The sequence below is a fragment of the Halorubrum sp. ARQ200 genome (genome assembly GCF_005435115.1).
Classification (GTDB): Archaea; Halobacteriota; Halobacteria; order Halobacteriales; family Haloferacaceae; genus Halorubrum; species Halorubrum tropicale.
The window spans coordinates 231,334-256,675 of the sequence record NZ_SGTZ01000003.1 but is presented as its reverse complement, the minus strand read 5'-3'; the positions used below and the strand labels follow the sequence as shown (position 1 = coordinate 256,675).

The following is a 25,342-nucleotide window of genomic DNA, read 5'->3' as shown; positions in this document are numbered from 1 at the left end:
ATGTCACGGAGTTCCACTCCTTGGGACGACCCGGACCCCGACCGCCGTCGGACGGCCCTGCCGACGGACCCGGCGCTCGACGCCGCCGAGGCGCCGGACGTGATGGCGTCCATCGACTCCTCGTCGTCGCGGCCGGAGCTCGTCATCGCGGACGTCTCGCGGGAGGACGCGTGGGTGTCGGTCGACGAGACCGACGCGACCGTCCTCGAGGAGTGGTGTTGAGCGCGTAGCGGCCGCGGACGCCGCCCGAACTGGCCCTTTTCGCGGTTCGTCTACCCCTGCCGGAGCCCCCGCGCCGCCTCCCAGCCGCGGATCAGCGACCCGACGGTCCGGCACGTCGGAACCGCCACGGCGTGACGCTCCGCTCGGTCGGCGATCGCCCCGTAGACGGCGTCGACCTCGGTCCGGCGGCCGTTCGCCACGTCCTCGCACATCGACGACCGGTTCGCGGCGGTGTCGTCGGCGACGCGCTCGACGGCCGCGACCGCCCGGTCGTCGGCGAGGTCGACCCCGACCGCCCGGGCCGTCGCGGCCGTCTCGCGGGCGGCCTCGCGGGCGACCTCGCCCGCCGGCCCGTCCAGCGTCGGCCCGTTCTCGGTCCGCGCGAGCGCGGAGGGGCCGTTGATCCCGGCGTTGACCGCGAGCTTCTCGAAACGGCGGACCGGCATGTCCTCGGCGGCGACCGCCTCGATCCCGGCCGCCTCGAAGGCGGCGCCGACCCGCGCGGCCGCCGGGCTCGGGCCCCCGGAGAGCGCGCCGACCACCACTTCGCCGACGCCGGTACAGGTGACCCGGCCCGGCTCCGCGAACCGGGCGCCGTAGGTCGCGGTGCCGGCGAGGACCGTCGCGTCGAGCGCGGCGACCAGCCGCTCCTCGGTGAGCCCGTTCTGGAGCGAGCAGACCGCGTCGTACTCGCCGGTCGCGAGCGCCCGGGCGGCCGCGTCGGTGTCGTACGCCTTCGTCGTGACGAGGGCGAGGTCGGCGGCGCGGTGCCGCCCGTCGGTGAGCGCGCGAGGGGTGACGCGGGCGTCGACCGCGCCGTCGATCCGGAGGCCGTCCTCCCGGATCGTCCGCATGTGCGGGTCGCGGCCGACGAGCGTCACGTCGTGTTCGCGCGCCAGCAGCCCGCCCACGAGGCTCCCGAGCGCGCCGGCGCCGTAGACGAGCACTTCCATACCGACGGCGACGGGCGCCGGCTGAATAGTGGTGACGGTGGGGCGGGTCGGCGCCGACCGCGCCGCCCGCCTCAGCCCTTCAGCCCGCTTCCGGTCAGCGGCACGACCACGTCCTCGTCCGGACCGATCTCGCCGCGGTCGCGGAGGGTCCGCAGCGCGGCGGGCGCGACCGCGCAGGTCGGCTCCGTGTAGAACCCGGCGGCGTGGAGCCGGTCGAGTTCGCGGGCCGCGGCCGCCTCGGTGACGGCGACCGCGTCGCCGTCCGTCGCGTCGACGGCCGCCAGGATCTCGCGGTCGCGGACCGGCTCTGCGATCTGGATCCCGTCGGCCGCGTCGTTGACGGCGCCTTCCGGGTCGGCCGCGTCCGGGCCGTGGAGCGCCCGGACGATCGGCGCGACGCCGGCCGCCTGCGCGCCGTAGAGCCGGGGGACGGAGTCGGTCCAGCCGGCGCGTTCGAGCCGCCGGAACCCGCGGTAGGCGCCGAGGAACAGCGTGCCGTGGCCGAGCGGCGTCACGACCGCGTCGGGGGCGTCCCAGCCGCGCTGGTACGCGACCTCGTACGCGACGGTGGCGGTCCCCTCGAAGAACGCCGGGTTCCAGGCGTGGCTGGCGTACCAGGCGGGGTCGTCGTCACCGTCGGCGGCCGGGGCCCCGCCGTCGCCCGCGGCGTCGTCTCCGCCCCCGTCGAGCGCCGCGGAGCACGCCTCGGTCACGTCCCGCCGGCTCCCCTCGATCCGGACCGGCTCGGCGCCGGCGCGGCGGATCGCCGCGAGCTTCGACTCCTTCGTGTCGGCGGGGACGTATATCTCGGCGCCGATCCCGGCGCGGGCGGCGTAGGTCGCGACCGCGGCGCCGGCGTTGCCGGAGGAGTCCTCGACGACGCGATCGACGCCCAGCTCGCGGGCCCGCGTCAGCGTCGTCGTCGCGCCGCGGTCCTTGAACGAGCCGGTCGGGAAGACGTACTCCAGCTTGAATGACGCGTTCCACGGGGCGTCGTCGCCGTCCGCGTTCGCCGCGGCTCCGCTGTCGTCGTCGGCGTCGACGAGCGGCGTCAGGCCCTCACCGAGTGTCACCCGGTCAGCGGGGTCGTCGCCGACGGCGAGCAGGTCGGCGAACGCCCACAGGCCGTCGCGCGCGTCGAACGACTCGGGGTCGGGCGCGGGACCGTCCGGAACCGGTGGCTCGGCGAAGTCGAGGGGGGCGCCGCACCGGCAGCGCCAGCGGTCGCGGTACGTCTCGCCGCACTCGGGGCAGCGGAGGGCGCGCACTCCCCCGCTCGGTCCGTCGGGAGAACCCATCAGTACTCGTCGACGTTGGTGCCGACCGAGCAGACGTACTCGCCGGCGGCCACCTGCGGGAGGCGGCGGGTCCGCCAGAAGATCCCGTCCGTGTCGGCGGTGACGCGGCCCTCCAAGGCGCCGAAGGTGTCGGTCACCTCGAAGAGGACGTCGCCGGCCGAGACGCGTTCGCCGAGCTCGCACTCGAAGCGGACGAGACCGCCCGCGGGCGAGCCGTACTGGTCGAAGCCGCGGGCGCGCGTCTGCGAGTCGAGGGCGGCGTTGCCGTCGAGGAACCCGTAGTGGCGGAGCACGTTGAACACGCCCTCGACGCCGTACCGGATCGACTCCTCGTCCCAGCCGACGCAGCCGCCGAGCTCGGGGTCGACGGTGGGGATCCCGTGTTCCGGGCCGGCCCGGGCGAGCTGGCCGTCCGGGCCCTTGATGTCGAGGACGTGCCCGCAGCCGAACGCCTTCGCGAGCTCCAAGCAGTCGCCGTGGAGGCGGTGGCGGACGCCGCAGCGCACCCGGGTCTCGTTTATCATCCGGCTCGTCGACCCCTGGTGGAGGTCGAGGATGTAGTCGGCGCGCTTGGCGACCTGGAACGTCTCGTGGGCGATCCGCTCGCTCGTCGTCCCGTCGGCGTCGCCGGGGTAGCCGCGGTTCATCTTCCGGTCGTCGACCGGGTTCCGGTGTTCCGCCGCCTGGAACGCGAAGTGGTTCACGATGCCGACGACGAGGACCGACCCCGACAGCTCGGCCGGGTCGAGCCGCGGGACGACGCGGTTGACGACGCCGAGCCCGTTCAGCTCGTCGCCGTCGCTCACCGCCTGGACGTACAGCGTCGGCCCGTCGGCCGCGCCGTTGATCGCGGCGACCGGCAGCCGGACGGGGCTCCCGTCCCGCATCTCTCCCACCTCGAGACGGCCCGTGTCCGTCTCGCCCGGAGCGGCGCGGGCCGTTCCCAGCGTTATCATTACGCGGAGGTGGGGCGGGCGGGACTTTATCCGTTCGGTCCGCGGCGATCCGACCGACACAAGCTTTATCGCCGCTTTCGCCCAACCAGACGGTACCAACCCCCGCGGCGTCCGTCCCCGTCCGCCCGAACGGCGGCCGCGGAGCCCCCATGAGCATCGACATCGACCCGCTGCGCGAGGCCGACGGGATCACCGTCACGGACCACATCGAGAACACCCAGTTCGAGGTGTACACCGACCGGCCGGTCGAGCCGCGACGGCGCCCGGAGTCGGACCACTACTTCCCGGTCGACGCCAGCGTCGCGATCGAGACCGGGTCGATCGAGATCCCTCGGGTCGCCGTCGTCGAGACGCGCGCCGGCGACGGGACGCTGCTCACGCACGGCGACTGTTACACGATGCCCGACGGGACCTACCACGTCGGGATCAACCCGGCGCCGACGAAGCTGTACCTCACCTTCGACGCCGGCTTCTCCGTCTCCACGACCGACCGGACCACCCGGATCGACCTCGACGCGCCGGGGACCGTCGGGCTCGGCTTCCGGTCGCTCCACCAGACGCCGGCGGGGACGATCACCACGCCCACCGACCCCGAGTCGCTGATGGACGCCGTCTCGCTGCTCGGCTCGGCGCTCCAGACGACCAGCCCCGAGCGGTCGTTCCCCACCCTGCGGGGGCATCCCCCGCTGATCGAGCCGGGCGACGAGTTCCGCGTCCCCGAGCGGGTCGAGCCGGTGGACAGCGGCGTCCGGATCGTCGTTCCGCCCGAGTACCGCTACCTCTACCCCGTCGTCTCGCTGGCGTACTACTTCGCGGCCGACGTGGTGCCCGGCGACGACCCCCGAATGGAGGGCGACGGGTGGACGTACCCGCTCGAACCCGGCTTCGAGGCGCGGACCGCCCAGGTGCTCAGGCAGTCGTTCCACATGGACTGTCTCGCCCGCACGGAGGGATTTTACCCGGTCGACCTCCACGAGCGCGAGACGACCGACCTCGACCTCGACTGGGGGCGGCTGTACGACCTCCCGCTCGCGGAGCGGCTCGGCGAGTACCTCGACGTGCCGTTCGCGGACGTCGAGCCCGAGCTGCCGCAGTGGACGCTAACGACGGACGTGCGCCCCGACCCCGGGAACGTGGAGATGCTCCCGTTCGTCGCGGGCGAGCTGTCCATCGTCCGCTCGCCGGAGACCGTCACGCCGGTGGAGGACGACGGCGGGGCCGGCGTCGGCTTCCTGGGCGGCCCGGACCGGAGTTCCGCGCGGGCGACGAGGCGGGAGGTTCCGGCCGGCGGCGGCCTCGGCGACGACGAGTTCGTGCGCGGCGGCGCGAGCGCGGCGGCCACCCGCGGCGCGGACGCCTCCGCGGAGCGCGGCGCCGTCGCCGCCCAGACCGACTTCGTCCGGCCGGAGCCGGTCGACACCGTCGAGCACGCGTGGGTCGGCGACGGCGTCCCGCTCGACGCGAACAAGGCGACGCTCGACGCGTACCACCGCCGGCTGGTGACCGAAGAGGTCGAGCAGTCGCGGATCTCCGTTCTCGTCGTCTGTAACGACGCGCAGATGCGCGAAGAGGGGAAAGTCGCCAACCTGTACGGGCTTCGCGACATGGTCCAGTTCGACATCGAGGTGCGTCATAGCCTCACCCGCGAGGAGATGCGCGACGTGCTCGCGTCGGACGTCGATTTCCTCCACTACATCGGCCACGTTGACGACCGAGGGATGCAGTGCGCGGACTGCTACCTTGAACTGACCGACGAGGATCTTGAAATCAAGGTCAGCGCCTTCCTGCTCAACGCCTGCCAGTCGTACCAACAAGGCGAGGCCCTCGTTCACCGCGGCTCGCGCGGCGGCATTGTTACCCTCTCCGATGTGGCAAACTCGCCCGCGACGAAGCTCGGCCGAATCATCGCTCGCCTGATGAACAGTGGGTTCAACCTCCGGACCGCGCTCCACGTGGCGAAGCGGGAGCTGATCACGGGTCACCAGTACATCGTGGTGGGTGACGGGGGGACGACCGTTTGTCAGAGTCGGAGTGGGATCGCAGTTGTGTTTGGCATATCAGAACAGGGTACAGAATCTTACAATCTCTCAGCAGACTTTTATCCAAATGGTAATCATGGGGTTGGATCACTCTCATGGCTTAGCCTCCCTGTTACGGAGGACAACCACTATGTCCCAACTCAGCTGACTGTTGAGGACGTGCCTGCGAAAGAACTGACCGATCTGCTTGACTTAGAATTATTGCCCGTCTTCTATTCGGACGAACTTGTCTGGAGCGACAATTTAGAACTTTGCTAGGGGCCAGGGTTTGCTCCAGCCGCATTCGCCGCCGCGGGCGCCGCCTGCGTTAACAGCAGCAGCGCGGTGAACAGGACGCCGGCCATTTTCGGGTTCTCTGCCACGTATTCCGCTACACTTTCGTGCATACTTGTAAAGTGTCAGCCTTATTAAATATTTAAATTGTTCTGCGGTTGAATAATACTCATATTTGAAGAGTTTAAGATCAGTATTAAATTGAGACAGCGTTAGAAGGGTGTAAAACGCCCACAACACATCGAAAGGAAGCAACGAACGGTCGTCACCGAAACGGCGACCAAGGACCGCGTTTTTTCACCGCCGCGCGTGGAGGTTGGGACGCTATGACCGACATCGAAGCGGCGATCCGAGAGGCGTTCGAGCACACGGAGTACGACCTCGGCGACGTCGCGGTGAACCGCCGACAGGTCCGCGTGCCGGTGAGACAGGAAGGCGCCGACCCCGACGCGCTGCGGGCGGTGATCGAGGAGGCGCTCGGCGCGGACGCACTCGCGGCCGTGACCGTGACCACGGAGCGCATCGCCGGCGAGGACACCGTCGGCACCGTCGTCTCGTTCCGCTACCGGGACTGAGCGACGGGAGCGCGCCGGTCGCGGCGACCGGCGCGAGGACGCGGTACGGTTAACACGGCGGTACCCGTACACACGGATCGTACGATGACGGCCGAGGAGGGACACGACGGCGCACAGTACCTCGCCGGCTCGCCCGTTCGGGTCGCGATACTCCGGGCGCTGCGCGAGGAGCCGCGGCGTCCGGCCGAGCTGACCGACGCGGTCGACGCGACCCGAACGACGGTTCAGCGGATCCTCGGGGGGTTCCGCGAGCGGAACTGGGTCGTGAAACGCGACGCCGACTACCGGGTGACGCCGACCGGAGAGCGCGTTCACGACGCGTACGAGACGCTCCTGACCGAGGTGGAACGCGGCGAGCGCTACGGGCGGTTCGCCGAGGCCGTCGAGCGCGTCGGCGTCGACTTCCCGCCGGAAGGGATCCCGGACAGCGAGCTCACGGTGGCGTCCGACCAGAACCCCCTGGCGGTGGTCGACCGGCTCACGGACCTCCTGCGCGAGAGCCGCGGCGCCGAAATCCGCGCCGTCTCTCCGGTCGTCCTCCAACAGTTCAACGACGCGGCGGCCGCGGCGCTGGACGGCGGCGCGGACGTGGAACTGATCATCGACCGTCGCGTCGCGGGCGCGTCGGTCGCGGAGTTCGGCCCGGCGACCGACCGCGCGTTGAACGACGACGACGCCGAGGTGTACGTGAGCGCCGACCCGATCGAGTACGGCCTCGTCCGCTGCGACGACGTGGCCTGCGTGACCGCGTACGACGAGCGGAACAACCCGCGATGCGTGCTCAAATCGACGGACGAGACGGTCGTCGACTGGGTCGACGAGGCGTTCGCGTCGCTTCGGGACGAGGCGACGCCGCTCGCCGCCGTCGTCGAACGCGTCTGAGAAGTCGGCTACGCGTCGTCGGTCGCCGCGGCCTCCTCGGCCGCCGCGTCGGCCGCGTCGTCGTCCGGGTCGAAGTTCGCGGGAACGACCGTCGGGTGATCGATGCCGACGGAGGGCGTGGTGGCGCTCATGGCTCTACGTGACAATACGCGACTCACGCCCTAAAAATTACCCATAGGCATAACGCATCCGGCCGCGGGCGACGGATGCGTCCCGGTTATCCGACCGTTACGCGAAGTGCTCGTCGTACAGGTCCTGCGCGTGTTCGATCGCGTCCTTCGCGGCGGCCTTGTCCTCCCAGCCGAGCGTTTCGACCTCCTTGCCGGCCTCGAGGTTCTTGTAGGTCGCGAAGAACTCGTCGATCTCGTCGAGGGTCTGCTGCGGGATGTCCTCGAGGTCCTCGATGTGGTCGAACCGCGGGTCCTCGGTCGGCACCGCGATCACCTTGTCGTCCTGCTCACCGTCGTCGTCCATCTTCATCAGGGCGACGGGGCGGGCCTCGACGACGCAGCCGGGGAACGTCTGGTCCTCGACGAGCACCATCACGTCGAAGGGATCCTCGTCGTCGTAGTACGACTGCGGGATGAAGCCGTAGTCGTACGGGTAGTGGACGTTCGAGTGGAGCACGCGGTCCAGGACGACGCCGGGGACGTCCTTGTCGTACTCGTACTTGTTGCGTTCTCCTTTGAGACACTCGACGACGGCGTAGATCTCGTCCGGCGCGTTCGGTCCCGTCTCGAGATCTTCCCAGAGGTTGACCATGTGGCCGGAGATGGGTCGAAGCCGGCCAAAGTCCTTTCGGGATCGCCTGAGCCGGTGGAGCCGCAACGCTCGAAGCGGTCAACCCACAGCGCTCGTTCGACCCCGTTAGGCGTCGAACTCCGAGTTTCGATCGCAAACCGAAACGACGCTGTGGCCGACGGATCGTCGGCACAGTCGGTGCGAACGGAATCGATCGGTCGAACCTGCTCCGCCGCCGGATCGCACGGGTGTCCGCCGAAACTCCCACAATACCGGCTTATTCGGACGTACGTTCGGGGTTACGCATCGCAACGATAGTGAATGTTGAGAAAGATTATAAGTTCGGGTCCCTTCCCCTCTGGCATGTCAGAGGCACAAAGAGTCACTGATGAATCGAGGGCGGCGAGCGACCTCACGGCGTTCCAGCAGAACATCCTGACCATTCTGGCCGAGGAGCCGATGTACGGCCTCGCGATCAAGCGGGAGCTGGAGGCGTACTACGGCTCCGAAGTGAACCACGGCCGCCTGTACCCCAACCTCGACGACCTCGTCGACGACGGGCTCGTCGAGAAGAGCGAACTCGACAAGCGGACGAACCAGTACGAGCTCACCGAGGCGGGCCACGACGTGGTCCTCGGGCAGATAGAGTGGGTCCTCGACCGGTTCGTCACCGACGAGGAGCGCGCGGACGAGGTCCGCGCGCTGCTGGAGTAATCGAGCGCGCCCCGCGGGGCCGTCCGGCATCGACCGCTAACCGATCCTTTTGGCACACGACGCGGCGAAAGCCGCGTTCTTTTCCGCCGAGCGACCGCTACGCCGAGTCGCTCGTGTCGGGTGAGCCCGCGGCGTCGGCGGACCCCCCTGCGTCGTCTGATTCGTCGCCGGCGGGATCGTTCACGTCGGCTACCTCCGCGTCGTCGACCTCCACGCCGTCGGCGACGGACGCGATCACGGACAGCGACTCGTCGACGGCGTCGAGCTGCTCGTCGGTCGGCCACCCGTTCCGGACCAGGTACTCCTCGCGGAACTCGGCGCGCATCTCCGGGGTGGCGTCGTCGACCGTGCGGACGTAGTGGTTGCTCATGAACGCCGCGAACGTCTCCGCGGTGCGCGCGTGGACCGCGGCCTCGCGCTCGGCGACCGCCGCGGCCACCGCCTCGTTGTACGCGGCCACCTCCCGGTAGCGGTCGGCGTCGCCGGGACCGGACAGCGACACCTCGACCGCGCGGTCGGTGTCCTCGACGCGGTCGAGCCGGACCGTCCCGTCCTCCATCCACTCGTCGGGGTACAACACGAGCGCGTCGTCCTCCTCGCGGACGCGCGCGGTGTAGCCGTACTCGGCCGCGAGGGCGTCGCGCCGCTCGCGGTACTGCTCGGCCGCCTGCTCGATCTCCGGGGTCGGCTCCGCGGACTCGGCCTCGCGGGCGAGCCGCGTGAGCCGCTCCGCCTCCTCGACCGCTTCGACCGGCACGTCCGGGACGCGCCCGTCGTCGGGGTCGGGGGACTCCGCGGCGTCCGCGGGGTCGTCGGCCGCCTCCTCGTCTCCCGCCGCCATCATCTCGCGCGCCCGCTCCTTGGCCCACTCGGGCGGGTCGTCGTCAGTTCGCGTCATCGAGTGCCTCGTTCGCTAACTCGTCGGCGCGCTCGTTTATCTCCCGCGGTACGTGGGCGATCGACCAGCGGTCGAACCGCTCCAGCAGCTCCCGGACGCGGACCCGCCGTTCGCGCAGCTCCGGGTCGTTGGCGTTCCACTCGCCGCGGACCTGCTTGACCGTCAGCTGGGAGTCGCCGCGGACGTCGACCGCGTCGAATCCGTACTCGTCGGCCGCCTCCAGCGCGCGGATCAGCGCCGCGTACTCGGCCTGGTTGTTCGTCGCGCGGCCGATGCGCTCGCCGCCCTCGGCGACGACGCCGTCGGACGTGACCAGACACCAGCCGACCGCGGCCGGGCCCGGGTTCCCGCGGGAGGCCCCGTCGAAGTAGACGTGCGCGCGGCCGCCGCCGTCGCGAAGCAGGGCGGTCAGGCGGGTGGGGTCGCTTCCCTGGACGACGACCTTGCCGTCGTACGCGACCGCGACGGCCCCGTCGCGGTCGGCCCGCCACCGCTCGTGGGGCGTGTTCCCCTCGTCGATCGGGACGCCGGCGTCCGCGAGGCGCTCGCGCGCGACCGTCGGGTCGCAGTCGATGGTCGGCATTCGTCCGGGTTCCGCGCCCGTCGGACAAAGGGCTGTCCGTCCGCCGGCTGAGAAAGAGTCGAACGGCGGAGCCGTCGTCGACGCGGGCGGCGCGTCCACCGGTTCCGAGGCAGGGCCCTCGTCGACGGTCGGCCCCGACCGAGCGAGCGCCGCGAAAATCCGTGCCACTCACCCACACGGTAACGAACTTTTAAGTTAAACGGATTGGATAGTATATAAATGCGATGACACGGCCCACCCGGCAACGGGATCACGACCGGCAGCGCGTGGGGGACGAAGACGCCGAGGAAGCGGAGATAGACATCGAGGACGTCGACGAGTTAGACCCCGAGGACTTCGATCCGGAGGATCTCACCCGGACGGCCGACGGGGAGCTGATACACGAGGAGACGGGGATGATCATCGAGGACGAACAGATCGATCCCGGCCCGGAGTGGCGCGCGTTCAACCACTCGGAGCGGCAGGAGAAGTCGCGCGTCGGCGCCCCGACGACGAAGACGATGCACGACAAGGGGCTGACGACGACTATCGACTGGAAGGACAAGGACGCCTACGGCCGCTCCATCTCCTCGAAGAAGCGGTCGCAGATGCACCGCCTGCGGAAGTGGCAGGAGCGAATTCGGACGAAGGACGCAGGCGAGCGCAACCTCCAGTTCGCGCTCTCCGAAGTCGACCGCATGGCCAGCGCACTCGGCGTGCCGCGCTCGGTCCGGGAGGTGGCGTCGGTGATCTACCGACGGGCCCTGAACGAGGACCTCATTCGGGGGCGATCCATCGAGGGCGTCTCCACCGCCGCGCTGTACGCCGCCTGCCGCAAGGAGGGGATCCCCCGCAGCCTCGAGGAGATCTCGGAGGTCTCGCGGGTCGACCGCAAGGAGATCGGCCGGACGTACCGCTACATCTCCCAGGAGCTCGGCTTAGAGATGCGGCCGGTCGACCCGAAGAAGTACGTCCCGCGCTTCTCCTCGGAGCTGGAGCTCTCCGAGGAGGTCCAGTCGAAGGCCAACGAGATCATCGAGACGACGGCCGAGCAGGGGCTCCTCTCCGGGAAGTCGCCAACCGGCTACGCCGCCGCCGCCATCTACGCCGCGTCGCTGCTCTGTAACGAGAAGAAGACCCAGCGCGAGGTCGCCGACGTCGCGCAGGTCACCGAGGTCACCATCCGCAACCGGTACCAAGAGCAGATCGAAGCGATGGGCATCCACAGTTAGGCGGCCTCGGTCCCGCGGTCTCTCTCCGCTTCCCGCTCTCTGCCGTTCTGAACGGCCCCCGCGCCGGAAACGTTCAAGCCGGTGCGCCGTCAACACTGATCCGGATGCGGCTCGACGAGTTCATCGAGTTCGAGGCGAACGAGCGCGCCGAGCGGCGGCGCCTCGCCGCGGAGAAGGACTACGGCATCCTCGATCACCTCGACTCCTTCGAGCGGCGCTTCGACGAGCACGTCTCCGACGACGCCGTGGTCGGCAGCGTCTCGCCCTCCATCTTCGTCGGCCGCGCGGACTACCCGAACGTCTCGACGGGCCTGCTCTCGCCGGTCGGCCGCGAGGAGCGCGCGGAAGCGTTCGAGACCTCCGCGGCGTGGTACGACGAGGGGGTCTCGATCGCGGACGTGTTCGACCGCCGGACCAGCCTGCTCAACTCGACCCGCGGCGTCGACGTCGCGGACGCGGGCGCGACGGGCGGAGTGGAGTCGGTCGGCACAGGGGGCGGCCCCGCCGAGAGCGTCCACGACGCGTGGGACGGCTGGCTGGGCGTCCAACGCGAGGTCGCGATCGCGGACCGCCCGGTCGACGTAGAGATCGGGCTCGACGGCCACCCGGACCTCGACTTCGAGGTGGGGACGGAGGACATCAAGACGCCGACCGGGCCGCGCGCCGCGGCACAGCGCGCAGACCTCGGCGAGAACCCGCACGTGCCGCGCCCGGTGAAGAAGACGCTCGAAGACGACGACTGGCGCGCCGAGGGCGCGATGACGTACCTCTACCGCCGCGGGTTCGACGTGTACGAGATCAACACGATCCTCTCGGCGGGCGCGCTGGGGCGCGGCGAGCACCGCCGGCTCGTCCCGACGCGCTGGTCGATCACGGCCGTCGACGACACGGTCGGCCAGTTCCTCCGGGGCTCGACCCGCGACAGCCCGACCGTCGACCAGATCGAGGTCCACCGCAACGAGTACCTCGGAAACGCCTTCTGGGTGATCTTGGTCCCGGGCCGCTGGGAGTACGAGCTCGTCGAGATGAAGTCGCCCGGCTCCATCTGGAACCCTGACCCCGAGGCGGGAGTGTACCTCGCGGCCGCCAGCGAGGGCCGCGAGGGTCGGACCGGCTACGTCGAGGAGACGGCCGGCGCCTACTACGCCGCCCGGCTCGGCGTCCTCGAACACCTCGATGACCGCGGCCGGCAGGCGAAGGCGCTCGTCCTCCGGCACGTCTCCGACGACTACTGGGGCCCGGTCGGGGTCTGGCAGGTTCGCGAGGCCGTCCGGAACGCCTTCGACGGCGAGTTCGGCGCCGCGGAGACGTTCGGCGAGGCGGTCCGCGGCGTCGCCGACCACCTCCCCGTCTCGCTGGGGCGCCTGCGCCGGAAGTCGACGCTCGCGGCCGGACTCCAGGCGAACCTCGCGGACTTCGTCGACGCGGACTGAGCCGCTGACTCCTCGCCCCGATCGCTTTAGTCGCGCCGTCGAGTGGACGGCACATGGTCTCTCTCGTCCCCGCGTTCGGCGGCGTCCCCGGCGGTCCGGAGCTGATAATCATCATGATCATCGCCGTGCTCCTCTTCGGCGTGCCGCTCGTCCTCGTCGCGGGCGCGGTGGTGTACCTCACGACACGCTCCGACGACGGAGGGGCGGACGCCGACCGGATCGCCGAACTGGAGGCGGAGGTCGAGCGCCTCCGCGAGCAGGTGGGCGACGAAGGGGACGAGCTTGAGGACGAAGAGGAGAACTCATAATTGCTCGAAGCGGTCGGCGCGCGCCTCCGAGCGCCTGGCAGGGCGCGAGGAGCGCGTGTGAGGGAGTCGGGCGTCCGAAGCGAAGCGGAGGACGGCCGACGAGGTTGGGGAGGCGTGAGGTGCCGTGCGGGGCGGGGTGGGACCCGAAGGGGCAGCCGTGAGGCGGCCTGAGGCGACGTAAGCACCGCAGGGAGCGAGTGAAGCGAGCGACCGAGGAGCGCAACGAGTGTGCGGCCGCCTCGCGGCTGGGGCTTCGGGGGGTCGTCATCGGAGTTTTTCAGTCGGCTGTGTATAGCCTCGCGGCTGGGGCTTCGGGGGCGTCACCGGTAGCTACACGGTCAGCCGCTCACGAGAAGCCGGTATGAACGCGAGACCGCTTCTCGCGGTGATCGTGTCAGTCTTCGGCCCAGTAGTACAGCTCCTCGCGGGGCGCGTCGCAGCTCGGGCAGTTCGCGGGGAGTTGGTCGCCAATCTCGCCCATCTCGCCGCACTCCCAGCAGCGCCACATCACGTACGCGGTGCCGAACACGTCGCGCGCGTCGGTAAGCGTCAGCGTGTCCGTGCCCGACGGCGACGCGACGTAGAGGCCGTCGTCGTCAACCCCGCGGATCGAGCCGAGCCGCTCCCCCTCCTCGTTGTACACCGCCTGTCCGATGCTCACGTCGGGGAATACGGGTTCTTCTGAGGCCATGCGCGACCGTACGTGTTTATCACATATAATTGTGATAGTAGGTGACACGACACAGGCGGAGTGTTCGACCACGGATCGGCGGCCAACACCGCAAAAGCCCCAGCCGGGAGGGCTCGCGCGGCTTGTTGCGTCCTGTCAGCCGCTCGCAGGCGCGCGCCACCGCCGTCGCTATACGTGACGAAGGAAGGGAACCGACGCGAGAATCGAAGACCGCCCGCTCAGGCGACCGGTGTTCGCTCGACGACCGTCCCGTCGACGGTCGGGTACTGCTCGACGATCTCGCCCTCGTCGAGGTCGCCGTCCTCGACCATCTCTTCGAGCAGCCACCACGCCACCTCGACGTGGTTCGATTTCACGGTGTAGAACTCCTCAGGGACGCCGAGCGCCTCGAACCGCTCGGGGTCGGCGAACGCCTTCCCGTAGACCAGGGTCCCGTCGTCGGTCACCTCGTCGAACTCCCGGCGGATGTTCCGCGCCATCCGCTTGAGGCGGTTCCGGTGCTGGGCGGCGTCTTTGAACACCGACGTACAGAAGTACACCTTCTCGTGGCTCGCCATCTCCTCAAGTATGGCGTCGTCCTTCGACCCCTCGACGGCGGACATGTGGCCCTCCTGGAGCTCGAACCCCTCTTCTTGCATCCGGCGGTAGTTCCCGTCGGACATCTCGAACTCGTTGATGTTACAGAACTCCGCGGCGCCTTCGTCTAAGAACTCTAAGAACTCCGGTTCCGCGCGGATACCGGGGATCTCGAAGGCGGGCGTGAGCCCCTCCTCGCGGGCGATATGGAGGATCTCCTCCCACTCGGTGCCGTGCATGTTGCCCCACATCTCCAGCGGCGGGTGGAAGCGGATCTCGTCGAGGCCCGCCTTCGAGAGGCGACGCATGTTCTCGCGGCCGCCCGTGATCCCGGTGTAGAGGTGGGTGTGGTGGTCCTCGCCGAACTCGTCTTTCAGGAGTTCGAGGTACCGGGTCGTCTTCGCCATCGCCTCCTGCGGCTCGCCGCCGGTGATCGAGGTGCCGAGCGCGCTCATGCGCTTGGCCTCCTCGATCACGTCCGCGTCCGACTCGACTTTCCGCTCGTTGGCGTACACGTCGGTGACGTTCTTCCGGTTCTCTCCGAGGGGGCAGTAGAAGCAGTCCCGCTGGTCGCAGTACCCGTAGACGAAAAGCACCATCTTCCCGCCCTTGGCGCACTGTTCACAGCCCTTGGAGATCATCTACTCCCTTCTACCGGCCGCGACGTGAAAAAGCGTGCGAAGCGCGGAGTCGGGCGAGAGCGGTTGTCACGGCGACGTGGCGGGGTGATCGAGCGGGCGGTGGCTCCGACCCGCCCGGAACACAAAGTATGTACCCCCCCCACCGCCGTCAGTGACGGCCATGAACCGAGACCCGACCGCCGAGCACGACGCCGAGAACAGCGACGCGAGCGACGCCGTCACCCGTCGCCGGGCGCTCGCGGCGGGCGGGGCGGTCGGCCTCGCGAGCCTCGCCGGCTGTACTGCGTTCGAGGTCGCCACCGGCGAGGGGCCGGCGGAGTTCGCGGCCGGCACGGCCACGGTCGCCGACGCCACGCTCTCGGAGAGCGGGTACGAGCTCAACGAGGTCTCGGAGGAGACCCTCTCCCGGGAGGTCGAGGCGGCCGGGCAGACCCGCGAGGTCCGCGTGACGAACACGGTCGCCGAGTACGACAAAGCCGTCGAGCTGTTCGGCGAGCGCTACCAGGCCGCCGTCTTCGCCGCGGTGACGACGCCGCAGATCGAGGTGCTCGGGCGGGCGCTCAACCCGATCGCGGAGTTCAGCACCCGCGAGCGCGCCGAGCTCATCCTGAGCCGCTTCGAGGGCGTCGGTGACCTCGAACGCGGCTCGGAGTACTCGACCGAGGTCCTCGGCTCGGACGCCGGGGTCGTCGTGTACACGGCCGACGCGGAGATCGAGGGGACAGGCGTGACCACCGAACTGGAGCTCCACATCGGCGAGCCGGTCGGCGTCGGGAGCGACTTCGTCCTCCCGCTCGCGGCGTACCCGGCCGCGTTCAGCGACGGCGAGAACGTCCGCCGGATGATGAACGGAATCGAACACGAGCCGAACGAGGAGAACTGACGGACGCGGCGGCGCGGGCCGACGCGGTCGCCGGGTTCGCTGACGCGAGCGCGCCGAGCCGAAAACATATGCCGTCCCCCCGCGTAGCCCCGAGCGATGCTGCTCGTCCTCTGCGTCGACCTCGACGACGACCTCGGCCGCAAGACGGGGATCCCCACCCCCGTCGTCGGCGACGAGGACGTCACGGAGGCCGCGGTCGCGCTCGCGACCGCCGACCCGGAGGACTCCGACGTGAACGTCCTCTTCCAGGGCGTCAACGTCCACGACGAGCTCGCCGCGGAGGGTGAGACCGTCGAGGTCGCCGCGGTCACCGGCGTCGACGGCCCTGACGTGAAGGCGAACCGCGCGGTCGGCCAGGAGGTCGACCGCGTGCTCGCCGAGCTGTCGACCGGCGAGGAGGTGTCGGCGGTCGTGATCACCGACGGCGCCCAAGACGAGTCCGTCCTCCCCGTGATCCGGTCGCGGATGCCGATCGACGGGATGCGCCGCGTCGTCGTCCGCCAGGCGCAGGACCTCGAGTCGCTGTACTACACGATCAAGCAGGTCCTCGCGGACCCGGAGACCCGCGGGACGATCCTCATCCCACTCGGCGTCCTCCTCCTCATCTACCCGCTCGTCGTCGTCGCGAACCTCTTCGACGTCGCCGGCGCGGCCGTGCTGGGGATCCTCTCGGGCGCGGTCGGGCTCTACTCGCTGTTCCGCGGGCTGGGACTCGAAGAGAGCGTCGACGGCGCCGCGGAGAGCGTCCGCAACGTGTTGTACACCGGCCGCGTGACGCTCGTCACCTACGTCGTCGCGCTCGCACTGATCGTCGTCGGCGGCGTCCAGGGGGTCGACACCGTCGACGCCGTCCGGACCGCGCTGGGGAGCCCGCTCGCCGCCGGCACCGCCCTCGCGGCGTTCGTCCACGGGTTCGTCCAGTGGCTCGGCGTCGCGGGCGTCACCTCCAGCCTCGGGCAGATCACCGACGAGTACCTCGCCGGTCGGTTCCGGTGGCGCTACCTCAACGCGCCGTTCTACGTGGCGTCCATCGCCGTCGTGCTGTTTGCCGTCTCTGGGTTCTTCCTCCCGGACGCGCCGGGCGTGACGACGCTTGGCCTCTCGGAGCTGGCGATGGCGCTCGCGGCCGGCACGCTCATCGGCGTGTTGAGCACGCTCGCGTTCGCGGTCGCGGAGTCGCAGCTCCCGTCCGCGGAACCGGTGTGAGGCGGAGAGAAGAACGGGCGTCCGTCGCCTACCGCGGCGTCCAGGAGTCGCACGCCTCCATGTCGTCCATCAGCTCGTCGTAGTGCGCGCAGTAGGGGCGCATCCCGTCCTCGGTCCGGACGTAGTCGAATTTCTCGCAGTTGCCGCAGTAGGCGTCTCCCGGGCCGTCGCGCGCGGCGGGGGAGCCGGGCGAGGGGGTCGACGGCGAGGCCGGCTCCTCCGACCCCGGGCTGTCGAGCGGGGAGCTGATGTCGGTCTCGGCGCTGCCGCCGTCGCTCACGCCCGCCGAGCCGGGCCCGGGGGCGCCGCCCGTGCCCGACCGGCCCGTCCCGGACCGTCCCGTCCCGTTCGAGCGGTCGCCCGAGCGGTCGGACGCTCCGGGGGCGGCCGTCGCTCCCGATCCGTTGGTCGCTCCGGTGCCGGCCGCCGCGTCGGCGGGGTCTCGATCGGCCGGCCGGGACGCGCCGCGTGCCGGTCGGTCCGCGTCGTCGGGGCGGTTCGTCTGCGTCTCGACCTCGCCGTCGGGGGTGCCGCCGAGGAGGCCGACGCCACCGGGGCCGTTCAGCTGGTCGCGGGGGACCTCGACCACCTTCGTCTCCCCCTTGTGGGTCACCTCCATCGAGACGGTGCCGCCAGGGTCGTTGCGGGTTTTGAAGTTGGCGACGCCGACGAATACGCTCCACAGCGTCGTCGCGGCGCCGAGGAAGTAGACGCCCGCGGTCGGGAGGGTGAGGTCGGTCAGCTCCGGGCGCGGCCCGCCAACCCACTGCTGGGGGTACGCGTGGGCGAACAGGGCCACGCCAAGACACATGACGGCTGCGCCGACGACCGCCGCGGCGTAGGTGTTGCGGTCGGCCGGGAGGACGGCCATCACGCCGAGTAACACGAGCGGGACGCCGACGCCGCCAAGGATCCCGCCGACCTCCCTGGCGGTCCCGGACGAGAACCCCGACGGCATCGCCACCTCGGCCGCCACAAGGATCCCCGCGACGACGAGCAGCGCGCCCGCGAGGAACGACCCCACACCGAGGTACAGCCGACGCGGGTCGACCCCGGAGCGCCCCCGTCCACCGTACGCCTCCGAGAGACTGGTCATGGGCGGGGTATGTCGTCCACCGTGAAAACAGTACGTCAGACGCCCACGGACCGCGAGCGGTCGCGGCTCGCGGAGCGGTCTGAGTCGGGGAGACGCGCCCGTTCTCAGACGAGCGCGTCGACGTCGACGTGGTCGCCGAGCAGCTCCGCCATCCGGTCGACGGTGCGGACGTCGCGCGTCCGGCCGCCGCGGACGACTTCCTCGGCGCGGTCGATGGCCGTGACCGTGTCGGTGTTCACGGCGAGGACGGGCGTGCCGGCGTCCGCGGCCTTGCCCAGCACCGCGCCCGAGGGGCGGTGGCCGCCGGTCAAGACGAGGCAGGCGACGCCGGAGGCGTCGAGTGCCGCGGTTTGGACGTCGGCGCGGTCGCCGCCGGTGATGACCGCGGCGTCGCGGGCGCGCCGGAAGTAGCGCAGCGCCTCGTCGCCGCCCATCGCGCCGACGAGGAAGCGCTCGACGAACGCGTCGGTGGGCGCGTCCGTGAGCAGCTCGGCGCCCAGCTCGTCGGCCAGCTCGCCGACGGTGACGCCGGCGAGCTCCTTCTCGTACGGCAGCGCGCCGAAGACGGTGATGCCCTTCGATTCGAGGAACGGGATCCCGTCTTGGTCGAGCGACTCGAAGGCGTCGTCGGACACCTTGTTGAACACGACGCCGGCGAGGCGGTCGCCGAACGCGTCGGCGGCCGCCAACACCTCGTCGAGGTCGTTCGGCGAATCGTAGTCGGCGACGAGCACCACCCGGGCGTCGAGCAACTCCGCGACGTCGACGTCGGTGAGATCGACGACGCCGCCGGTCGTCCAGCTGCCGCCGCCCTCGACGAACACCTGGTCGTTGTCGGCGGCGATCCCCTCGTACTCCTCGCGGATCCGGTCGCGCAGGGCGTCGGGATCCTCGGTGCCGCGGACCGCGCCCTCGACGAACGTCGGCGAGTAGACGACGGGCTCCATCTGGTGCATCTCCGCGTCCAAGCCGAGCACCTCGCGGGCGAGCATGGGGTCCTGATCGAGCGTCTTGCCGACGTTCGACTGGAGCCGCGTGCCCTTCGGTTTCATGTAGCCGACGCTGCGGTCGCGGTCGGCCGCGAGCCGCGCGAGGGCGACGGTGATCGCTGTCTTTCCGGCGCTGTCTCCGGTCGCGGTGACGAGTGTGGTGGGTGTGTCAGTCATCGGTGGGTGCCTCCGAGTCGGTGGCTTCGGGGTCGAGTGCCTCCGGGTCGACGGTGAGTCTCACGTCGACGGCGGCGGCGTTCGTGCTGCCGTCGTCGTCGGGCAGTGCGACGAGGGGGTTGATGTCGAGTTCGAGGATGGCCGGGAAGTCGGTGACCAGCTGCGAGAGCCGGCCGATCGTCTCGATCACGGCGTCGACGTCGACCGGGTCGCGGCCGCGGGCGCCCCGCAGCAGCGGCGCCGACTGGATCTCCTCGGTCATCTCGCGGGCCTCGGGCTCGGAGACGGGCGCGACGCGGAAGGTGGTGTCCTCCATCACCTCCACGAAGATGCCGCCGAGCCCGAACATCAGCAGCGGGCCGAACTGCGGGTCGCGGTTCATGCCGACGATGGTCTCGACGCCGTCGTCTAGGTCGACCATCTCCTGTACCTGGACGCCGAGGACGGTCGCGCCCGGCTGGTAGTTGCGCGCGCGGGTGACGAGGTCCTCGTAGGTGTCGGCCACGTCCGCGTCGGGGACGCCGACGGCGACGCCGCCGATGTCGGACTTATGCAGGATGTCCGGCGAGACGATCTTCATCACCACGTCGCCGTCGACGCGCTCGGCGACCTTGCGGGCACGCTCCGGCGAGTCGACGATCTCGCCGTCAGGCGTGGGGATGCCGTACGCGTCGAGCAGGTCCATCGCCTCGACGCCCAGGCGGTTGTCGTCGCGGTCGCGCACCGTGGCGAGGATCTCGCGGGCGCGCTCGCGGTCGACGTCGAACTCCATGGGCGGCGCGTACTCGCGGGCCTTGATGTCGCGGTAGCGCGCGAGCGTCGCGAGGCTGTCGATGGCGCGCGCGGGGTCGAAGTAACAGGGGATCCCCTTCGCCTGGAGCTGCTGTTTGGGCTCGCGGGTCCGGTCGCCGCCCATCAGGCAGGCCGCGACGGGCGCGTCCATCTCCTCGCTGACCGCCTCGATCGCGTCCGCGAGGTCGCCGAAGTCGATCGTCGCCGTCGGCGCGGCCAGCACGAGGGCGGCGCCGACGTTGTCGTCTTCGACGGTGATCTCCAGCGCCTCGCGGAACCGCTCGACGTCCGCGTCGCCGATCACGTCGACCGGGTTGTGGATGTTCGCCTCCTCGGGCATCGACGCCGCGAGCGCGTCGCTGGTCTCGCGGGTGAACGACGCCATGTCGAGGTCGGCGTCGCCCACCGCGTCGGTCGCCATCACGCCGGGGCCGCCGGCGTTGGTGACGACCGCGACGCTGTCGGTGTCGGGCAGCGGCTGGCTCCCGAGGATGCCCGCCGAGTCGAACAGCTCGTCGACCGACTCGGCGCGGATGACGCCCGCCTGGTCGAGGCCGGCCTCGTACGCCTTGTCGGAGCCGGCGAGGGTGCCGGTGTGCGAGGAGGCCGCCTGCGCGCCCGCGCTCGTCCGGCCGGACTTCACGGCGACGATGGGGGTGTCCTGGGTGGTCTCGCGGGCGGTCTCGATGAACTCGCGGCCGTCCTCGATCCCCTCCAGGTAGCCGATGATCACGTCGGTCTCCTCGTCGTCCCCCCAGTGGTCGACGAAGTCCGTCTCGTCTAAGACCGCCTTGTTGCCGAGCGAGACCACGTCCTTGAACCCGATCCCGTTGTCGTTGGCCCAGTCGAGGACCGCGGTGACGAACGCGCCGGACTGGCTCATGAAAGAGAGCCCGCCGGGGAGCGCGTTCTCGGGGCCGAACGTCGCGTTCATCCCCGAGGGCGTCGACATGATCCCCAGGCTGTTGGGGCCGACGAGGTTCAGGTCGTACTCGTCGGCTAGCTCCGCGAGGCGACGCTCCCTCGCCGCTCCGTCCTCCCCCGTCTCGCCGAACCCGGCGGTGATCACGACGACGTTGCGGACCCCCGCCTCGCCGCACGCCTCGATGGCGTCCAAGACGATCGAGGGGGGCACGACGATCACGGCGACGTCCGCGTTCGCGTCGGCGACGTCGTCGACGCAGGGCGTGCCGAGGACCTCGTCGTAGTTCGGGTTGACGGGGACCGTGTCGCCGTCGAAGTCGTCGAGGAGATTCGACGTAACGGCGCGGCCGACGGCCCCCTCGCGGGTGGTGGCGCCGACGACGGCGACCCGGTCCGGGTCGAACAGCTCGTTGAGCGTACCCATCAACGCGGCAGTACGCGAAGCGCCGGCTTAAGATCGGTGGGAGGTTCTTCGAAATCGGGTCCTACGGTGAACGATCGATCGGGTTTCGATCAACCGTCGGTCTACCCCGAGAAGAGATCGTGAGAGGCGTTGGGGTCTGTGGAACTCTCGGGGACATCGGCGCCGAACACGGACTCTGAGGAGCGGAACGGAGTACCACCGTCGGGCTCGGTTGCGGCAGGTTGAACCGCCGTCTCCGGTGGAGGGATCTGGTCAGCTTCAGGAAGCGTCGGATCGCAGTCGGCGTTCGGAACGGTGATCGTTACCTCGTTACCGTCAGCGTTGGTGTTGAACGTGAGTTTTCCGCCGGAGCGGTCGGCGATCCAGTAGACAAGCCACAGTCCCATCCCAGCGGTGTGATTCAGGTCGGTCATCTCCCACGAATCGGTGATCGGATTGTGCTCATCAGCTGGGATCGGCGGCGCGTTGTCTTGGACGGTGATCGCGACGTGGTCGTCTGGGGCGGTCACCTCAACGGTAACCCGCGGCGTGGTCGTCGCGTGTTCGATCGCGTTTTCGATGAGTTCAGTAATCGCGTAGTCCAACTCGGGGTGCGTGAGTGCCCGGAGACCGTCGGGACAGTCGACAGAGATCTCCGCGGCCGCCGCGTCGCAGTCGGAGAGTGCGTTATTGACCGCCGTTTCGACGAGTGAGTCGACTTGAAGGGGTTTCGGAGGCTCCCGTCGCCGAAGGAGGTCGATCACGCCACGCTGTTTCTCAGCCGACGTGAGGAGGTCGTCGGCGACACGGCGGATCGTTTCCGCGTGGTCGAGCAGGTCGGCTGCGAGCGCGGCAGCATCGAGGTCGGCTGACGACTCGGCCGCGGCGAGAGCGTCGTTTGCCCGAGCCGCGATCTGTTCGGCAGTGCCGTCGACAATGTTCATATCGTTGCGGATCGTGTGTCGCAACAGATTGTCCATCACCGTGAGCTGTCGTTTTCGTCGGTACTCGTCGGTGACGTCACGAGCGAATCCGGTGACCGCGACGACCTCGTCGTCCTCAACGACCGGCTGACCGGGAACCCGCACCCAGCGCGTCCACGTGTTGGACGTTCCGATTCGATAGTCAAGGTTGATCGATTTGCCAGCGCTTAGGCGCTTCATCTGGTCTAAGACTGCTGAGCGGTCGTCTGGGTGGACGACCTCTACAAACGCTTGCGGCTGCTCACGAAGGGCCTCACGGTCGATCCCGTACACCGAACTTATCGCCTCGTTAACAAAAAGCAGTTCGCTCCAGTCAGGAGTAAACATCCACAACACATCCGGGGACGTGGACGCGATCGTTTCGAGCCGCCGTCGAGATTCGACCGCAGCAGTAACGTTTCGAGAACTGAGCGCCCATCCGTCGATCCCTGTTTCTTCTGGCGGGTAGACGCGTGTGCGGAGCCACAACCAGTCCCCGTCGGCCGTCCTGTATCGATACTCAAGAGTGGCGTCAGACTGGATACCGTTCTGGACTGCAGTCTCAAAGGCTGCGCGAACGCGGTCGACATCCTCGGGATGGACGAGTTCGAAGGCATCAGTGCCGATGAGCTCATTCGGTTCGAACCCAAGCAACTTGTGAGTCGCCGCGTTGAGGTACCGGAACCGACCCGTCTCGTCGATCACCGCGATTTTGTCCTGCGCGAGATCGATGAGGGTCTCTGGTTCCGGCTGTCGAGACATACGAGGTCCGTCTGCGAACTGGCGTAAAACGTTGTCCGTTCGATTATCACCCCCGAGAACGGTTGCCGCGTATCGAGGGTGTGTCCTCGCCGCGCGCGGCGGTCAGTCGGCCGACACACCGGGGGCGTCGGACGCGGCGGCCAGCGGGTCGCTCCCCTCGTTGTCGACCGTGAGCGCGACGCCGTCGTCGCCGAGTTCGATCGCGGCGTTAGCGGTGTCGCGGACATACTCGGCGGCATGGTCGCCGCCCGGGTCGAACCGAATCCCTTCAGCGAACAGCGGTGTCTCGCTCAGCAGCTCCACCTTCCGGTAGGCGGTCGAGAGCGCGATGTCGCAGTCCTCGGCCAGTTCGCTCGTCGTCTTCGGCGTCGTCGCGGCCGCAAGAATCGCCCGGCAGTCGGCGTCGGCGAGCGCTTCGAACGTGGCGTCGAGCGCCGCGTCGTCGGTCGTCGTGGTGCCGTCTGTCGTGCGCGGGGGACGTTTCATATCTGTACGTACCCGCTCCAGCCCCCCGAACGGTGGCCCATCATATGCGGGGGGTTTTATACCGCGGCCGCGCGCCCGCCAACGTTTTTGCCCGGGACGGGTACGGACGAACGAGATGGGTTCGGGAATCCGGGCGGAGGTCTCGCTGCCGACTGCGCTGTCCCCGTTCGACGGTGTCGTCGACGGGGCGACGCCGGCCACGGAGGTGACGCGCTGTACGCCCGCAGCCGACCGCGAGCGCGTCGTCGTGGAGTTCACCGCGGACGCCGACCTCGCGGTCCCCGACGGCGTCGAGGTCGTCTTCGACTACGGCGGCCGGGCGGCGTACCGCTTCGACGCCGCCGTTGATCCCGACTCGCCGTTCGCCGTCCTCGACCGCCACGAGACGCCCGTCTCGGAGGCGACGGTCCGCGACGGCCGGCTCCGGATCACCTTCCACGCGACCGACCTGCCGACGCTGCGGTCCGTCCTGGAGGCGTTCCGCGACGCTTGCCCGGACATGGAGGTGAAGCGCCTGCTCCAGTCGACGACGACGCCGACGGAGTCGGACCTCGTCACCGTCGACCGGAGTGAACTGACCGAGCGGCAGCGCGAGGTGCTGGCGGCCGCCTACGAGGCGGGCTACTTCGACCACCCCAAGGGCGCCAACGCCGGCGAGGTGGCCGAGTCGCTGGGGATCGGTCGGTCGACGTTCACGGAGCACGTCGCGGCCGCCCAGCGGAAGCTGTTCGGGTCGCTGTTAGAGTGAGGATCGTTCATCACATTTCGAACTCCCGAGAATCCGAGGCCCGTTTGATGGGCGTGGGGACCGTACGCACAGGTATGACGGGACGATCCACCCACACCTTCGTCTGCCCGGAGTGTCGGCGCTCGATCGAGGTGGACGACGCGATGCGGGCGACGCTGCTCGAGACGGGCTGTGTCGTCTGCGGGGCGCCGGTCACCGAGGAGGACATCGGCGGGGCGCCGGCAATGAGCTAGCGGCGCCGGTAGTGTTCGGTTCACGGCCCTCACCCGACGGCGGCGACGCCCACAGCGGCGCCACACCTCCCGGAGACCCCGCTCTGTCTCGTGTCCTTTATCACCTCGTGCGAAGAAATTCGGGTATGCCGACGAACAGCGAGGTCGAGATGTCGCCGGCCGAGGTGGACACGCATCTGTCCCGCCACGAGACGGGCGTCCTCGCGCTGGCGCGCGACGACGCGCCGTACGCGATCCCGATCTCGTACGGGTACGACGCGGACGACCGCGCGCTGTACCTCCGGCTGGTGTCGACGCCCGACAGCGAAAAGCGCGAGTTCCTCGCGTCGACACCGGAGGCCCGCGTGGTCGTCTACGACGACGAAGACGACGAGTACGCGAGCGTCGTCGGCGTCGGCACTCTCGAACGGGTCGACCTTGACGAGCTCACCCCCGAGACGATCGCGCAGTACGGCGAGGCGCGGCGGCCCCTCTTCGAGATCTGGGCCGACGACAAGCCGGACCTAGACATCGAACTCTACCGCTTCGAGCCTGAGACGTTGACGGGGCGGACAGTCGTCGTCGAACGCAACGAGGAGTAGTCGGAGTCGGAAGCATTTGGAACCCGTCGAAAAGCGTGGTCAGTAGTGAAACCAGACAAGTCGGAACAACGGTGTCAGCTTATGGACAGCAATGCTGTGACAGCGT

Annotated in this window: 27 protein-coding genes; 13 read left to right on the top strand and 14 right to left on the bottom strand. The window is 69.5% G+C overall.

The genetic code is table 11. The annotated features are described in order from the left end of the window. Positions 1 to 222 carry a hypothetical protein gene (locus EXE50_RS06710; protein ID WP_053771909.1) on the top strand — a complete coding sequence of 74 codons (222 nt, stop codon included), beginning with the start codon at positions 1 to 3 and terminating at the stop codon, positions 220 to 222. A gap of 50 nt (positions 223 to 272) precedes the next feature. Here EXE50_RS06710 and EXE50_RS06705 read toward each other — a convergent pair whose 3' ends face one another. From EXE50_RS06705 to EXE50_RS06695, 3 genes are all read right to left on the bottom strand, one after another. Then, positions 273 to 1,175: a ketopantoate reductase family protein gene (locus EXE50_RS06705; RefSeq protein WP_053771910.1), complete on the bottom strand. Its 903-nt coding sequence runs from the start codon at positions 1,173 to 1,175 to the stop codon at positions 273 to 275. A 71-nt stretch (positions 1,176 to 1,246) separates the two neighbouring features. Then, entirely contained in the window at positions 1,247 to 2,473 is a 1,227-nt protein-coding gene (locus EXE50_RS06700; RefSeq protein ID WP_053771911.1) for a pyridoxal-phosphate dependent enzyme, read from the bottom strand. Next, positions 2,473 to 3,429 (bottom strand): succinylglutamate desuccinylase/aspartoacylase family protein, encoded by a 957-nt coding sequence (locus EXE50_RS06695; protein ID WP_053771912.1) that lies wholly within the window; start codon positions 3,427 to 3,429, stop codon positions 2,473 to 2,475. The genes EXE50_RS06700 and EXE50_RS06695 overlap by 1 nt, the downstream gene beginning before the upstream one ends. A 149-nt stretch (positions 3,430 to 3,578) precedes the next feature. Between EXE50_RS06695 and EXE50_RS06690 the strand changes: the two genes are divergently transcribed. From EXE50_RS06690 to EXE50_RS06680, 3 genes are all read left to right on the top strand, one after another. Then, complete coding sequence (locus tag EXE50_RS06690; RefSeq protein ID WP_137704665.1) at positions 3,579 to 5,726, top strand: caspase family protein; 2,148 nt, start codon at positions 3,579 to 3,581, stop codon at positions 5,724 to 5,726. A 341-nt stretch (positions 5,727 to 6,067) separates the two neighbouring features. Next, complete coding sequence (locus EXE50_RS06685; protein WP_007345008.1) at positions 6,068 to 6,316, top strand: hypothetical protein; 249 nt, start codon at positions 6,068 to 6,070, stop codon at positions 6,314 to 6,316. An 84-nt stretch (positions 6,317 to 6,400) separates the two neighbouring features. Then, positions 6,401 to 7,198, top strand: a complete 798-nt coding sequence (locus EXE50_RS06680) for a winged helix-turn-helix domain-containing protein (protein WP_053771914.1) — start codon at positions 6,401 to 6,403, stop codon at positions 7,196 to 7,198. Positions 7,199 to 7,206: 8 nt separating this feature from the next. Here the strand turns inward: EXE50_RS06680 and EXE50_RS17855 are convergent, their stop codons facing one another. Further along, the gene (locus EXE50_RS17855; protein ID WP_255410379.1) at positions 7,207 to 7,329 is read right to left on the bottom strand and encodes a hypothetical protein; all 123 of its coding nucleotides are present in this window, start codon (positions 7,327 to 7,329) and stop codon (positions 7,207 to 7,209) included. A gap of 97 nt (positions 7,330 to 7,426) precedes the next feature. Then, the gene (locus tag EXE50_RS06675; protein ID WP_053771915.1) at positions 7,427 to 7,960 is read right to left on the bottom strand and encodes an inorganic diphosphatase; all 534 of its coding nucleotides are present in this window, start codon (positions 7,958 to 7,960) and stop codon (positions 7,427 to 7,429) included. Positions 7,961 to 8,302: 342 nt separating this feature from the next. On the opposite strand from EXE50_RS06675, the gene EXE50_RS06670 reads away from it, so the two are divergent. Next, positions 8,303 to 8,653, top strand: coding sequence for a PadR family transcriptional regulator (locus EXE50_RS06670; protein WP_053771916.1), 351 nt, complete (start codon positions 8,303 to 8,305; stop codon positions 8,651 to 8,653). 97 nt (positions 8,654 to 8,750) lie between these two features. Here EXE50_RS06670 and EXE50_RS06660 read toward each other — a convergent pair whose 3' ends face one another. Both EXE50_RS06660 and rnhA read right to left on the bottom strand, forming a co-directional pair. Then, a complete protein-coding gene (locus EXE50_RS06660; protein ID WP_053771917.1) occupies positions 8,751 to 9,551 on the bottom strand; it encodes a hypothetical protein in 801 nt (266 codons plus the stop codon). Continuing rightward, the gene (gene rnhA / locus EXE50_RS06655) at positions 9,538 to 10,134 is read right to left on the bottom strand and encodes a ribonuclease HI (RefSeq protein ID WP_053771918.1); all 597 of its coding nucleotides are present in this window, start codon (positions 10,132 to 10,134) and stop codon (positions 9,538 to 9,540) included. The genes EXE50_RS06660 and rnhA overlap by 14 nt, the downstream gene beginning before the upstream one ends. Positions 10,135 to 10,358: 224 nt before the next feature. On the opposite strand from rnhA, the gene EXE50_RS06650 reads away from it, so the two are divergent. The 3 genes from EXE50_RS06650 (at position 10,359) to EXE50_RS06640 (ending at position 13,086) form a co-directional block, all read left to right on the top strand. Next, positions 10,359 to 11,345 carry a transcription initiation factor IIB family protein gene (locus tag EXE50_RS06650; RefSeq protein ID WP_053771919.1) on the top strand — a complete coding sequence of 329 codons (987 nt, stop codon included), beginning with the start codon at positions 10,359 to 10,361 and terminating at the stop codon, positions 11,343 to 11,345. Positions 11,346 to 11,449: 104 nt separating this feature from the next. Next, the gene (gene nreA, locus EXE50_RS06645; protein ID WP_053771920.1) at positions 11,450 to 12,778 is read left to right on the top strand and encodes a DNA repair protein NreA; all 1,329 of its coding nucleotides are present in this window, start codon (positions 11,450 to 11,452) and stop codon (positions 12,776 to 12,778) included. A gap of 53 nt (positions 12,779 to 12,831) precedes the next feature. Further along, entirely contained in the window at positions 12,832 to 13,086 is a 255-nt protein-coding gene (locus tag EXE50_RS06640; protein ID WP_053771921.1) for a hypothetical protein, read from the top strand. Between the two features lie 394 nt (positions 13,087 to 13,480). Here EXE50_RS06640 and EXE50_RS06635 read toward each other — a convergent pair whose 3' ends face one another. Both EXE50_RS06635 and EXE50_RS06630 read right to left on the bottom strand, forming a co-directional pair. Then, on the bottom strand, positions 13,481 to 13,777 hold the full coding sequence (locus EXE50_RS06635) for a rubredoxin-like domain-containing protein (protein ID WP_053771922.1): 297 nt from the start codon (positions 13,775 to 13,777) through the stop codon (positions 13,481 to 13,483). 218 nt (positions 13,778 to 13,995) lie between these two features. Next, positions 13,996 to 14,994, bottom strand: coding sequence for a radical SAM protein (locus tag EXE50_RS06630; RefSeq protein ID WP_053771923.1), 999 nt, complete (start codon positions 14,992 to 14,994; stop codon positions 13,996 to 13,998). A 160-nt stretch (positions 14,995 to 15,154) separates the two neighbouring features. Between EXE50_RS06630 and EXE50_RS06625 the strand changes: the two genes are divergently transcribed. Both EXE50_RS06625 and EXE50_RS06620 read left to right on the top strand, forming a co-directional pair. Beyond that, complete coding sequence (locus EXE50_RS06625; protein ID WP_053771924.1) at positions 15,155 to 15,877, top strand: DUF6517 family protein; 723 nt, start codon at positions 15,155 to 15,157, stop codon at positions 15,875 to 15,877. Positions 15,878 to 15,973: 96 nt separating this feature from the next. Next, the gene (locus EXE50_RS06620; protein WP_053771925.1) at positions 15,974 to 17,083 is read left to right on the top strand and encodes a DUF373 family protein; all 1,110 of its coding nucleotides are present in this window, start codon (positions 15,974 to 15,976) and stop codon (positions 17,081 to 17,083) included. A 28-nt stretch (positions 17,084 to 17,111) separates the two neighbouring features. Here EXE50_RS06620 and EXE50_RS06615 read toward each other — a convergent pair whose 3' ends face one another. The 5 genes from EXE50_RS06615 to EXE50_RS06595 form a co-directional block, all read right to left on the bottom strand. After that, positions 17,112 to 18,179: a hypothetical protein gene (locus EXE50_RS06615; protein WP_053771926.1), complete on the bottom strand. Its 1,068-nt coding sequence runs from the start codon at positions 18,177 to 18,179 to the stop codon at positions 17,112 to 17,114. A 104-nt stretch (positions 18,180 to 18,283) separates the two neighbouring features. Then, entirely contained in the window at positions 18,284 to 19,345 is a 1,062-nt protein-coding gene (locus EXE50_RS06610) for a phosphotransacetylase family protein (protein ID WP_053771927.1), read from the bottom strand. Further along, a complete protein-coding gene (locus EXE50_RS06605; RefSeq protein ID WP_053771928.1) occupies positions 19,338 to 21,485 on the bottom strand; it encodes an acetate--CoA ligase family protein in 2,148 nt (715 codons plus the stop codon). The genes EXE50_RS06610 and EXE50_RS06605 overlap by 8 nt, the downstream gene beginning before the upstream one ends. 101 nt (positions 21,486 to 21,586) lie before the next feature. Continuing rightward, entirely contained in the window at positions 21,587 to 23,188 is a 1,602-nt protein-coding gene (locus EXE50_RS06600; RefSeq protein WP_137704664.1) for a PAS domain-containing protein, read from the bottom strand. Positions 23,189 to 23,290: 102 nt separating this feature from the next. After that, positions 23,291 to 23,674 (bottom strand): helix-turn-helix domain-containing protein, encoded by a 384-nt coding sequence (locus EXE50_RS06595; protein ID WP_053771929.1) that lies wholly within the window; start codon positions 23,672 to 23,674, stop codon positions 23,291 to 23,293. Between the two features lie 115 nt (positions 23,675 to 23,789). Between EXE50_RS06595 and EXE50_RS06590 the strand changes: the two genes are divergently transcribed. The 3 genes from EXE50_RS06590 to EXE50_RS06585 all read left to right on the top strand — a co-directional run bounded on the left by EXE50_RS06590 (position 23,790) and on the right by EXE50_RS06585 (position 25,236). Then, positions 23,790 to 24,422, top strand: coding sequence for a helix-turn-helix domain-containing protein (locus tag EXE50_RS06590; protein ID WP_053771930.1), 633 nt, complete (start codon positions 23,790 to 23,792; stop codon positions 24,420 to 24,422). 74 nt (positions 24,423 to 24,496) lie between these two features. Continuing rightward, complete coding sequence (locus EXE50_RS17370; RefSeq protein ID WP_199236344.1) at positions 24,497 to 24,655, top strand: hypothetical protein; 159 nt, start codon at positions 24,497 to 24,499, stop codon at positions 24,653 to 24,655. 125 nt (positions 24,656 to 24,780) lie between these two features. Further along, positions 24,781 to 25,236, top strand: a complete 456-nt coding sequence (locus EXE50_RS06585) for a pyridoxamine 5'-phosphate oxidase family protein (protein ID WP_137704663.1) — start codon at positions 24,781 to 24,783, stop codon at positions 25,234 to 25,236. The last annotated feature ends 106 nt before the right edge of the window (positions 25,237 to 25,342 follow it).

Excerpts from the sequence above, each read along its gene's own strand:
- EXE50_RS06710 (WP_053771909.1), top strand. The coding sequence starts at position 1 with ATGTCACGGAGTTCCACTCCTTGGGACGACCCGGACCCCGACCGCCGT.
- EXE50_RS06705 (WP_053771910.1), bottom strand. The coding sequence starts at position 1,175 with ATGGAAGTGCTCGTCTACGGCGCCGGCGCGCTCGGGAGCCTCGTGGGC.
- EXE50_RS06700 (WP_053771911.1), bottom strand. The coding sequence starts at position 2,473 with ATGGGTTCTCCCGACGGACCGAGCGGGGGAGTGCGCGCCCTCCGCTGC.
- EXE50_RS06695 (WP_053771912.1), bottom strand. The coding sequence starts at position 3,429 with ATGATAACGCTGGGAACGGCCCGCGCCGCTCCGGGCGAGACGGACACG.
- EXE50_RS06690 (WP_137704665.1), top strand. The coding sequence starts at position 3,579 with ATGAGCATCGACATCGACCCGCTGCGCGAGGCCGACGGGATCACCGTC.
- EXE50_RS06685 (WP_007345008.1), top strand. The coding sequence starts at position 6,068 with ATGACCGACATCGAAGCGGCGATCCGAGAGGCGTTCGAGCACACGGAG.
- EXE50_RS06680 (WP_053771914.1), top strand. The coding sequence starts at position 6,401 with ATGACGGCCGAGGAGGGACACGACGGCGCACAGTACCTCGCCGGCTCG.
- EXE50_RS17855 (WP_255410379.1), bottom strand. The coding sequence starts at position 7,329 with ATGAGCGCCACCACGCCCTCCGTCGGCATCGATCACCCGACGGTCGTT.
- EXE50_RS06675 (WP_053771915.1), bottom strand. The coding sequence starts at position 7,960 with ATGGTCAACCTCTGGGAAGATCTCGAGACGGGACCGAACGCGCCGGAC.
- EXE50_RS06670 (WP_053771916.1), top strand. The coding sequence starts at position 8,303 with ATGTCAGAGGCACAAAGAGTCACTGATGAATCGAGGGCGGCGAGCGAC.
- EXE50_RS06660 (WP_053771917.1), bottom strand. The coding sequence starts at position 9,551 with ATGACGCGAACTGACGACGACCCGCCCGAGTGGGCCAAGGAGCGGGCG.
- rnhA (WP_053771918.1), bottom strand. The coding sequence starts at position 10,134 with ATGCCGACCATCGACTGCGACCCGACGGTCGCGCGCGAGCGCCTCGCG.
- EXE50_RS06650 (WP_053771919.1), top strand. The coding sequence starts at position 10,359 with ATGACACGGCCCACCCGGCAACGGGATCACGACCGGCAGCGCGTGGGG.
- nreA (WP_053771920.1), top strand. The coding sequence starts at position 11,450 with ATGCGGCTCGACGAGTTCATCGAGTTCGAGGCGAACGAGCGCGCCGAG.
- EXE50_RS06640 (WP_053771921.1), top strand. The coding sequence starts at position 12,832 with ATGGTCTCTCTCGTCCCCGCGTTCGGCGGCGTCCCCGGCGGTCCGGAG.
- EXE50_RS06635 (WP_053771922.1), bottom strand. The coding sequence starts at position 13,777 with ATGGCCTCAGAAGAACCCGTATTCCCCGACGTGAGCATCGGACAGGCG.
- EXE50_RS06630 (WP_053771923.1), bottom strand. The coding sequence starts at position 14,994 with ATGATCTCCAAGGGCTGTGAACAGTGCGCCAAGGGCGGGAAGATGGTG.
- EXE50_RS06625 (WP_053771924.1), top strand. The coding sequence starts at position 15,155 with ATGAACCGAGACCCGACCGCCGAGCACGACGCCGAGAACAGCGACGCG.
- EXE50_RS06620 (WP_053771925.1), top strand. The coding sequence starts at position 15,974 with ATGCTGCTCGTCCTCTGCGTCGACCTCGACGACGACCTCGGCCGCAAG.
- EXE50_RS06615 (WP_053771926.1), bottom strand. The coding sequence starts at position 18,179 with ATGACCAGTCTCTCGGAGGCGTACGGTGGACGGGGGCGCTCCGGGGTC.
- EXE50_RS06610 (WP_053771927.1), bottom strand. The coding sequence starts at position 19,345 with ATGACTGACACACCCACCACACTCGTCACCGCGACCGGAGACAGCGCC.
- EXE50_RS06605 (WP_053771928.1), bottom strand. The coding sequence starts at position 21,485 with ATGGGTACGCTCAACGAGCTGTTCGACCCGGACCGGGTCGCCGTCGTC.
- EXE50_RS06600 (WP_137704664.1), bottom strand. The coding sequence starts at position 23,188 with ATGTCTCGACAGCCGGAACCAGAGACCCTCATCGATCTCGCGCAGGAC.
- EXE50_RS06595 (WP_053771929.1), bottom strand. The coding sequence starts at position 23,674 with ATGAAACGTCCCCCGCGCACGACAGACGGCACCACGACGACCGACGAC.
- EXE50_RS06590 (WP_053771930.1), top strand. The coding sequence starts at position 23,790 with ATGGGTTCGGGAATCCGGGCGGAGGTCTCGCTGCCGACTGCGCTGTCC.
- EXE50_RS17370 (WP_199236344.1), top strand. The coding sequence starts at position 24,497 with ATGACGGGACGATCCACCCACACCTTCGTCTGCCCGGAGTGTCGGCGC.
- EXE50_RS06585 (WP_137704663.1), top strand. The coding sequence starts at position 24,781 with ATGCCGACGAACAGCGAGGTCGAGATGTCGCCGGCCGAGGTGGACACG.